Annotated in this window: 8 protein-coding genes and 1 pseudogene; 4 read left to right on the forward strand and 5 right to left on the reverse strand. The window is 63.7% G+C overall.

Annotated elements, in window-relative coordinates; all coding sequences use genetic code 11:
- Nucleotides 1-82: 82 nt before the first annotated feature.
- The 3 genes from VGH68_RS08410 (at nt 83) to VGH68_RS08420 (ending at nt 2,325) form a co-directional block, all read left to right on the forward strand.
- The gene (locus tag VGH68_RS08410) at nt 83-727 is read left to right on the forward strand and encodes an amino acid ABC transporter permease (RefSeq protein WP_331603118.1); all 645 of its coding nucleotides are present in this window, start codon (nt 83-85) and stop codon (nt 725-727) included.
- A complete protein-coding gene (locus VGH68_RS08415) occupies nt 724-1,476 on the forward strand; it encodes an amino acid ABC transporter ATP-binding protein (protein ID WP_331603119.1) in 753 nt (250 codons plus the stop codon). Before VGH68_RS08410 ends, VGH68_RS08415 begins: the two co-directional genes overlap by 4 nt.
- Nucleotides 1,477-1,575: 99 nt before the next feature.
- Nucleotides 1,576-2,325 carry an IclR family transcriptional regulator gene (locus VGH68_RS08420; RefSeq protein ID WP_331603120.1) on the forward strand — a complete coding sequence of 250 codons (750 nt, stop codon included), beginning with the start codon at nt 1,576-1,578 and terminating at the stop codon, nt 2,323-2,325.
- 58 nt (nt 2,326-2,383) lie between these two features.
- On the opposite strand, the gene VGH68_RS08425 is transcribed toward VGH68_RS08420, so the two are convergent.
- Genes VGH68_RS08425 through glyQ form a run of 5 tightly spaced genes read right to left on the reverse strand, consistent with a single transcriptional unit; the run spans nt 2,384 to nt 7,828 of the window.
- Nucleotides 2,384-3,289, reverse strand: a complete 906-nt coding sequence (locus VGH68_RS08425) for a SprT family zinc-dependent metalloprotease (RefSeq protein WP_331603121.1) — start codon at nt 3,287-3,289, stop codon at nt 2,384-2,386.
- Between the two features lie 40 nt (nt 3,290-3,329).
- Nucleotides 3,330-4,088 (reverse strand): lysophospholipid acyltransferase family protein, encoded by a 759-nt coding sequence (locus tag VGH68_RS08430; protein WP_331603122.1) that lies wholly within the window; start codon nt 4,086-4,088, stop codon nt 3,330-3,332.
- 52 nt (nt 4,089-4,140) lie between these two features.
- Nucleotides 4,141-4,695, reverse strand: a complete 555-nt coding sequence (gmhB, locus tag VGH68_RS08435) for a D-glycero-beta-D-manno-heptose 1,7-bisphosphate 7-phosphatase (RefSeq protein ID WP_331603123.1) — start codon at nt 4,693-4,695, stop codon at nt 4,141-4,143.
- Nucleotides 4,696-4,705: 10 nt separating this feature from the next.
- Nucleotides 4,706-6,805 carry a glycine--tRNA ligase subunit beta gene (gene glyS / locus VGH68_RS08440; protein WP_331603125.1) on the reverse strand — a complete coding sequence of 700 codons (2,100 nt, stop codon included), beginning with the start codon at nt 6,803-6,805 and terminating at the stop codon, nt 4,706-4,708.
- Nucleotides 6,806-6,820: 15 nt separating this feature from the next.
- Nucleotides 6,821-7,828: a glycine--tRNA ligase subunit alpha gene (glyQ, locus tag VGH68_RS08445; RefSeq protein WP_331603126.1), complete on the reverse strand. Its 1,008-nt coding sequence runs from the start codon at nt 7,826-7,828 to the stop codon at nt 6,821-6,823.
- Nucleotides 7,829-8,362: 534 nt separating this feature from the next.
- On the opposite strand from glyQ, the pseudogene VGH68_RS08450 reads away from it, so the two are divergent.
- Nucleotides 8,363-9,375 (forward strand): annotated as a pseudogene (locus VGH68_RS08450) (glycoside hydrolase family 19 protein); the annotation flags it as partial.

Genomic DNA, 9,375 nt, shown 5'->3' on the forward strand with positions numbered 1-9,375 from the left:
GCCGAAACCGGCGCGCGCCGGTTTCGGCAGAGGTTTTATGCGCTGGACGAAGCGGGCCTGATTCCCGGATCGGAGTTGAATCATGTCACTCGAATTGCTGAAAACGAGTTTCTCGATCCTGCTGCAGGGTCTGCTGACGACGCTGTTGCTGTCTATCGCGGCCATCGTGGGCAGCACGCTGATCGGCCTGTTCGCCGCGGTGCTGCGCTCGTTCGGGCCGTGGGGCACGGACCGCATTGCGAAGCTCTATACGGAGCTGTTTCGCGGCACGCCGGTGTTGATCACGCTGATGTTCATCTACTTCGGCGTGTCGTACTTCGGTTATGCGATCGACGTGTTCGCCGCCGGCGTCATTGGCTTGAGCGTGTACCAGGGCGCGTACATCGCCGAAATCTTCCGCTCGGGGATCGAATCGGTAGCCAAGGGCCAATGGGAGGTATCGCAAATCCTCGGCCTCACGCGGGCTCAGGCGTTCTCGTTCGTGGTGCTGCCGCAGACCGGCAAGATCGTGCTGCCGCCGCTCGTGGGCCAGTATCTGTCGTTGATCAAGGATACGTCCATCGTCAGCATGATCGGCATGTCCGAGTTGATGCACGGCGGCCAGGCGATCGTCGACCGGATCGGCAAGCCCGTGGAGATCTACGGGCTCGTCGCAGTCATTTACTTCGTCGTGTGCTTCCCGCTCTCGCAATGGGTACGCCACCATGACCGCAGGAGATTGTCGTGAGTAACCCAAGCAAGGCCAGGCCCATCATTTCGCTGACGGGTGTCAGCAAAGCATTCGGCTCGACCCGCGTGTTGAACGAAATCAATCTCGAAGTCCGCTCGGGTGAAGTGCTGGTGCTCATTGGCGCATCGGGCTCGGGCAAGAGCACCGTGCTGCGAATCATGGCCGGACTGGAAACCACCGATTCCGGCGAGGTCTGGGTCAACCAGGTGCCGTTGCATGATCCGCGCCGGGCTCGCGAGATTCGCGGCCACGTCGGCATGGTCTTCCAGCAGTTCAATCTGTTTCCGCACAAGACCGCGCTCGGCAATGTGACGCTCGCGCTGATCAAGGCGCGCCGCATGAGTCCTGCCGACGCGCGCAAGCGCGCGATGGAGGCGCTCGATCGCGTTGGGCTCGTGGATCGCGCGGAACACTATCCGAGCCAGCTATCCGGCGGCCAGCAGCAGCGCGTGGCGATTGCGCGAGCGCTCGCCGTCGAGCCCGGCATCATGTTCTTCGACGAGGCGACGTCGGCGCTCGACCCGGAACTGGTCGGCGAAGTCACCGAGGTGATGCGCGGACTCGCGCACGACGGCATGACGATGGTCGTCGTCACGCATGAAATGGGTTTTGCGCGCAAGACCGCCGATCGGGTCGTGTTCATGGACAAAGGCGTGATCGCCGAGCAGGGCGATCCGGAACAGATCTTCGTCAATCCCGCGAACGACCGCACCCGGCAGTTTCTGCACAGAGTGCTCGACCATTGACGAAACCGGGCTGAAAGTCGCTTTCCCGAGCCTGCCGCGCGATAAACTCACGCCGCTTGAAGGGCAACCGGTCGGATCAACGCTTTACGGAGTGAATGCATGGGTGTTACAGAATCGTCACGGGCAAGAGGCGTGGATCGCGTCATCGCGATTTTCAGGCAACTGCATATCGCCCAACGCCCGCTGACGATGCGCGAGTTGATCGAGGCAACCGGGGCGCCGCGTTCGAGCATCTACGAACTGGTGGCGATTCTCGCGGAGGTGGGCTGGCTCGAGACGGCCGCGGATGGCAGCGTGTTCTTCGGGCGCGAGATGCACTACTACGGCTCCGACTATGCAACCCATAACGATCTGATCAGCCGCGCGCATCAGTCGATTCTGGCATTGGTGAGGAAGTACGACGAGACCACGCAGCTATGCATGCTGGAAGGCAACAAGTACACGGTGGTGTTATCGGAGAACAGTGCCAGGCCCTTCAACATCACTTCAGACATCGGCGTGCGCGTGCCGATTCCATGGACCGCGACGGGGCGTTTGCTACTGGGCCATCTGAACGCCGACGATATTCGCGCGCTGATTCCGCCCGAAGACTTCATCGTCGACAACGGCGTGAGTATCGAGTTCGACGAATTCGTGAAGGACGTGCAGGCCGCGAAAGAACAGGGTTACTGCTGCACCGAAGGACTGTCGAATGCGTTCAGGCTGTGTATGGCCGCGCCGATCCGCGATCGCGCGGGGCTGCCGATAGCCGCGCTGTGTTTCATGACCGGCCGCGACACGAGTCCGGACCGGCGGGCCGCGATGCTCGACGATCTTTTGCAGTCCGCGAAGGCGCTCTCACATCGATAGCGGGTTGCGTTCGAAGCGGCCGAGCCGTTGCGCGATTCAGCGGTCCGCCGGCCGCGCGTCAAAGCGTCGGCAACAATTCCGGCGGATGTGACTTCAGCGTTTGCCGCGCTTCGCGAAATTCCGGAAAAATCGATTCGACGGTCTGCCAGAAGCGCGGACTGTGATTCATCTCGCGCAAATGCGAAAGCTCGTGCGCGACGACGTAATCGATGATCGACAGCGGGAAATGAATCAACCGCCAGTTCAGGCGGATCTTGCCGTCGCTCGAACAACTGCCCCAGCGCGTTGCCGCCGAAGACAGCGCATACGCGCGATAGTCGACACCCAGCTTCTGCGCGTACATCGTCAGACGCTCACCGAACAGACGCTTGGCTTCGCCTTGCAGCCAGCCTTGCACACGGTCCTTGATCTGCTGCGGATCGGCGTGCAGCGGTAGCGGCAATCGCAGCGCGGAGTGCTCGGCACTGAACGTCAGCACGCCTTGCGGCGCGCCTAGCGTGACGCGCACAGGCTGACCGAGATAGGGCACCTCGGCGCCATCCTTCCAGTCGACCGTCGGCAACGCGCGTTGTTCGACGCGCGTTTGCCATTCGATCAGCTTCGCGAAAATCCAGCGCTGTTTTTCGGTGATCGCCGTTTCGATGTCGGCGAGCGTGACCCAGCGCGGCGCGGTGATCGTGAGCCCGGTGCTATCGATTGCAAAGCCGATCGAGCGGCGCGCCGAACGCTTGAGCGCGTAGTGCAGCGTGCGCGAACCGATGGCCAGCTTGCGCAGCTTGCTGCCGTCCGGCGCGAGCGGTGCGGCGGGCGGCAACGCCAGCGAGGAATCCGCTGAGCCCGGCAGGGAGCCGGGCGCGGCAGGTGAAGGAGACGACGACGTCGACCCCGGCTCGGCGAAGAGCGGGAGATCGAGTTGCCGGTTTTCGAGCGCCGCGGCGGGCTGCGGCGTAGGAGACTTCTGCATCGGCTTGGCTTCGCGCAATATGCCGCGAGGGCGTGGCGCGTCAGATAGGAGCGGCGGCGGAATCGTCTGCCGCCGTGCGGTAAGCAGTGGGATCGATGCGGCGCATTTCGGCTTCGATCCACCTTTCGACGCGCGTGTTAACTTCGTCGGGCGTGAGCCCCGTCGTGTCGATTGGCTTGCCGATCGACACTGTGACTATACCCGGATATTTCGTGAACGAGTTGCGCGGCCACACCCGGCCCGCGTTGTGCGCGATCGGCACGACCGGCGCGCCAGTCGCGATCGCGAAACGCGGGCCGCCGGTCTTGTATTTGCCCTGCTTGCCGGTCGGCGTGCGCGTGCCCTCGGGAAACATGATTACCCAAGCGCCCTCGGCCATGCGCGCCTTACCCTGGTTGATCACCGATTCGAACGCGTACTTGCCGTCCTTGCGGTTGATGTGGACCATCTTCAGCATGCCGAGCGCCCAGCCGAAGAACGGCACGTATAGCAGTTCTCGCTTGAACACGTAGCACAGCGGGCGCGGCATGATCGCCGGAAACGCGAGCGTTTCCCATGCCGACTGATGCTTCGACAGCAGCACCGCCGGGCCATCGGGCAGGTTCTCGAAGCCCTCGATGCGATAGCGGATGCCGTTCAGGAAGCGCACCGCCCACAGCGTGATACGGCACCAGCCGGCCGCCATCCAGTAGCGGTTTTCCGCGCGCAGGAACGGAAACGCGATGAAGCACGCCGTCGCGTACGGCACCGTCATCAGCACGAAATAGATCAGCAGCAGCAGGGAGCGGAAAAAGCGCATCGGCGTGGTCGGTGAGTGTGTGGAATGCGCGGCGCGCCCGTCGATCCTGGCGTTATTCCTGGATGCCCGCGAGGAAGTCGAGCGCGAATGCGCGCAGGTCGTCGTGCACGATCGTGCCGTCGGGCAGGCCGCCCGCTTCGAGCGTCTTGCGGCCCTTGCCGGTCAGCACCAGATGCAGCGGATGACCGAGCACTTCGCCGGCCTGCAGATCGCGCAGCGAATCACCGACGACCGGCGTATGCGCCGGATCGATCTCGAAGCGCTCGGCGATCATCTTCAGCATGCCGGGCTTCGGCTTGCGGCATTCGCAGTGGTCTTCGTCGGTGTGCGGGCAGAAGAACACCGCGTCGATGCGCGCGCCGACGGCCGCCGCTGACCGGTACATCTTCAGATGCATCGCGTTCAACGCGTCCATGTCGAACAGGCCGCGGCCGATGCCCGACTGGTTGGTCGCAACCGCGACGCGATAGCCCGCCTGGTTCAGACGCGCGATCGCATCGAGCGCGCCGGGCAGCGCGACCCATTCGTCCGGCGACTTGATGAACGCGTCGGAATCGACGTTGATCACGCCGTCGCGGTCGAGGATCACTAGTTTCTTGGTCGCCATGACACCGGGCTCACGCAGCGAGTCGCGAAATGTCGGCGACGCAGTTCATCTGCTGATGCAGCGCGCCGAGCAGGGCCAGACGGTTGGCGCGCAACGCCGGATCGTCGGCGTTGACCATCACGTCGTTGAAGAACGTGTCGACCGGCTCACGCAAAGCGGCAAGCGCGGTGAGCGCGCCGGTGTAGTCGCGCGCGGCCAGTTGCGACTGCACGCGCGGCGTCACCTGTTCGAGCTGCGCATTGAGCGCCTTCTCGGCTGCCTCGGTGAGCAGCGCGGGCTGCACGGTGCCGGTGGTCGCGCCGTCCGACTTCTTCAGGATGTTCGAGATGCGCTTGTTGGCCGACGCGAGCGATGCAGCCTCGGCGAGCGACGCGAATTCGCGCACCGCATCCAGGCGCGCGACGATGTCGTCGAGCCGCGTCGGGTTCAGCGCGAGCACCGCGTCGATTTCGCCGGCCGCGTAGCCGCGCTCGCGCAGCAGGCCGCGCAGACGGTCCATGCTGAATTCGTAGATCGCGGCGGTCGAATCGACGACGTTCGGCACGCCGGCGAATTGCGCGTACGCCGCGCGCAGCAGTTCGACGAAGTCGACCGGCAACTGCTTCTCGACAAGGATACGCAGCACGCCGAGCGCATGACGGCGCAGCGCGAACGGGTCTTTCTCGCCGGTCGGTTGCAGGCCGATGCCCCAGATGCCGACCAGCGTTTCGAGCTTGTCGGCGAGCGCGACGACGGTGCCGGTTGCGGTGGCGGGCAACGCATCGCCGGAAAAACGCGGCTGATAGTGCTCCGAGCACGCGAGCGCGACTTCTTCGGGCTCGCCGTCGTGGCGCGCGTAGTAAGTGCCCATCGTGCCTTGCAGCTCGGGGAATTCGCCGACCATCTCGGTGATCAGGTCGGCCTTCGCGAGCCGCGCGGCGCGGTTCGCGAGCGCGACATCCGCGCCGGTCAGCGACGCAATCGCGCCGGCCAGCCCTTCCAGACGTTCGACCCGTTGCAGCGCCGAGCCGAGCTTGTTGTGATAGACGACGTTCGCGAGCAGCGGCACGCGTTCGGCGAGCGGCTTCTTCTTGTCCTGCGTAAAGAAGAACTTCGCGTCGGCCAGACGCGGGCGCACCACGCGCTCATTGCCTTCGACGATTTCGTCCGGCGTTTGCGTCTCGATGTTCGACACGATCAGAAAGCGCGAGCGCAGCTTGCCGTTCGCATCGGTCAGCGCGAAGTACTTCTGGTTCGTCTGCATCGTCAGGATCAGGCATTCCTGCGGCACTTGCAGGAACTCGTCCTCGAAACGGCACGTGTAGACGACCGGCCATTCGACCAGCGACGTCACTTCGTCGAGCAGCGCTTCGGGCATCACCACGCTGTCTTCACCGGCTTGCGCGAGCAATTGCGAACGGATCGCTTCCTTGCGCTCGACGAAGCTCGCGATCACGCGGCCGCGGTGATTGAGCGTCTGTGCGTACGACTGCGCGTGCTGGATCTGCACCAAGCCTTCGGACAGGAAACGATGGCCGAGCGTGGTGTCGTCCGCGTCGATGCCGAGCGCGCTCACCGGCACGATCTGCTCGCCATGCAGCGCGGTCAGCCGATGTGCCGGACGCACGAACTGCACACTCGAACCATCCGGGCGCTGATACGTCATGGGCTTCGGGACCGGCAGCTTCGCGAGCGTTTCGTCGAGCGCGGCTTGCAGGCCCTCGGCGAGCGTTGCGCCCGGTGCGGCATAGCGCAGGAAAAACGCTTCGGCCTTGCCGTCCTGCGCGCGTTCGAGATCGTTCACCGAGAAGTCAGGGAAGCCGAGCGCGGCGAGTTTTTTCGCGAGCGGCGCGGTGGGCTGGCCGTCTTTATCGAGCGCGACGGACACCGGCAGCACTTTCTCGCGCACGTGTCTTTCCGGTGCGAGGGCGCGCACGTTGTGGATCGTGACCGCGAGACGGCGCGGCGTCGCATATTGTTCGAACGACGGTTCGCCGTCGATCAGGTCGCGCGCCGCGAGGCGCTGCGCGATGCCTTCGGCGAACGCGTCGCCCAGACGCGCGAGTGCCTTCGGCGGCAGTTCTTCGGTCAGCAGCTCGACGAGCAGGGTAGCGTGTTGAGATTGAGTCATTGATGGATGTTCTCGTCAGTCCTGGTCGATCTTGCGTTCGACTTTCAGCGGCGGCGCCCACGCGGGCATCGCTGCGTCCTGCTCGTCGGTGGTGAGGCCGGGCACGCCGTGAACCGGGTTGCCGAGCATCGGGAAACCGAGCTTTTCGCGCGACGCGTAGTAAGCCTGCGCGACCAGACGCGACAGCGCGCGAATCCGGCCGATGTACGCCGCGCGCTCCGTGACCGAAATCGCACCGCGCGCGTCGAGCAGGTTGAACGTGTGGCCCGCCTTCAGCACGAGTTCATAGGCGGGCAGTGCGAGCTGCATGTCGATCATGCGCTTCGCTTCGGCTTCGTAGCTGGTGAAGAATGTGAACAGCAGGTCGACGTTCGCATGTTCGAAGTTGTAGGTGGACTGTTCGACTTCGTTCTGGTGATAGACGTCGCCGTAAGTCAGGCGGCGGATTTCCGGGCCGTTCGGGCCTTGCTCTTCCCACTCGGTCCACACGAGGTCGTAGACGTTCTCGACCTTCTGCAGATACATCGCGAGGCGTTCGAGCCCGTAGGTGATTTCGCCGAGCACCGGTTTGCAGTCGATGCCGCCGACCTGCTGGAAATACGTGAACTGCGTCACTTCCATGCCGTTGAGCCAGACTTCCCAGCCGAGGCCCCACGCGCCGAGCGTCGGGTTCTCCCAGTCGTCTTCGACGAAGCGCACGTCGTTCTGCTTCAGATCGAAGCCGAGCGCTTCGAGCGAGCCGAGGTACAGGTCGAGAATGTTTTCCGGCGCCGGCTTCAGCACGACCTGGTACTGGTAGTAATGCTGCAAGCGGTTCGGATTCTCGCCGTAGCGGCCATCTTTCGGGCGGCGCGACGGTTGCACATAGGCGGCGCGCCAGGGCTCGGGGCCGATCGCGCGCAGGAACGTGTGGACGTGGGAGGTGCCCGCGCCGACTTCCATGTCGATCGGCTGGAGCAATGCGCAGCCCTGCTGGTCCCAGTAGGACTGCAAGGTCATGATGATTTGCTGAAACGTGAGCATGAAGTGCCTTTCGGGCATGGAGGCCGTGCCGCGTGCGCCGGAACGCGCGAGGCGGGCGTGGAAGCGAAGTGCTAAACCCGAGATTTTAGCGGAAAGGAACGGGGGCGGCCTGTTTTGCGGGGCTGACGAGCGTGGATGCGGTTTTTGGGCGACAGCCGGGGTAGCGAGGCGACGGGAACGGCTGGCGCACTGCGCACGGCAACGGCTGCGCAAGGGGGGCGGCTGGCGACGAGGTGTCGCGTGCCGTGCCGCGAACCGGCGTTGGCGGGCGAGGCCGTGGTGGCAAACAATGCCGGTGCGCATTCACGGGAAAGACGGCAGCCGCAAGCGCCGCACCGTCGAAGCGGGAGTGCCGGGTTCGACGCCGAGCCGACACAGACTTTACGGATAGCGCACAGGTCACTCCACCGTTTAGCGGCAAGTCTGCTTTTTACAAAGGTTTGCAGAAACTCAGCCGTTGCCTAATTGACGATGCGTCGCAGTGCGTCATAGTGGCGTGACACCCAATTCGCCGAGGAGCGCACCGAACGAATGATGAGCCATCCACGACCGAATACGTCACAGACGCCGTCCGCGGGGACGCGCATCACGCAAACAGCGTTTGCGTTTCCTTTTCTGCGCAACGCGCAAGGCAGACCCGCGGCGACCGCGGAATTCATCGATGAGCATGACATATACAGGTTGCTCGCCGAGAAAGAGCCGTCGGGCTCATATCTAGCCAGCCGCAAGGGCATGTGGCACGGCGGGATTCATATCAGCGAGGCTGGCGCGGGGCAAGCGTTAGACCTTGACGCCGGCATACGCTGCATTGCCGACGGCGTGCTGATCGCCTACCGTGTCAACGGGGACTACCCCGTCAGCGAACTGCCAGTGGAGGGCGGGAACACGCCGTTTCAGTTTCCCTACAGTACCGGCTTCGCGCTGGTGCGGCACGAGTTGGAGTTTCCACGCGGCACCAGGCTAACGTTCTACAGCCTGTACATGCACCTGATGTCTAACGCTGACTACGACAGCAACTTCCCCAGGCGTAAGAAACCGGCGTACTGGCCGCGTCAGTGGCGGGTAACGCAATACGCCCGAGACAGGCCTTTGCCGGGCCGGAGTGGACAGGCTGCCGACGCATCGGAAGTCGGGTTGCGTGTGCGCAAAACGCCTAACGGCGCTGTTCTTGGCATCCTCCCGCAGGGAGCGAGCGTGACCATCGGCAACACGAAGAAGGCGCCAGGAGGTGTGTGGGGACAAGTCACAAGCCTGGAAGAGGCAACGCTGTATCCGTCTGAGACGGGCAGCTATATTGCACCCGCCGTTGCCATTAACGGCTGGATTTACCTTGGAGATGAGAATGGCGGTCCCGTCGTGAAAGAGAGCGTCATGGATTCGATCTTCGACCGCGTCATGGTCACAACGAACCTGACGTGCAGTACGGACGGTCCGTCCGGAAGATGCACCGGTAACCCCGTAAAAGCGGGCGATCTAATCGGACACCTAGGGCGCTACGACTCGCTGGATCGGTGTGCAACTGGAACACGGATGGCACACATTGAGGT

This window comes from Paraburkholderia sp., assembly GCF_036488505.1.
Lineage (GTDB): Bacteria > Pseudomonadota > Gammaproteobacteria > Burkholderiales > Burkholderiaceae > Paraburkholderia.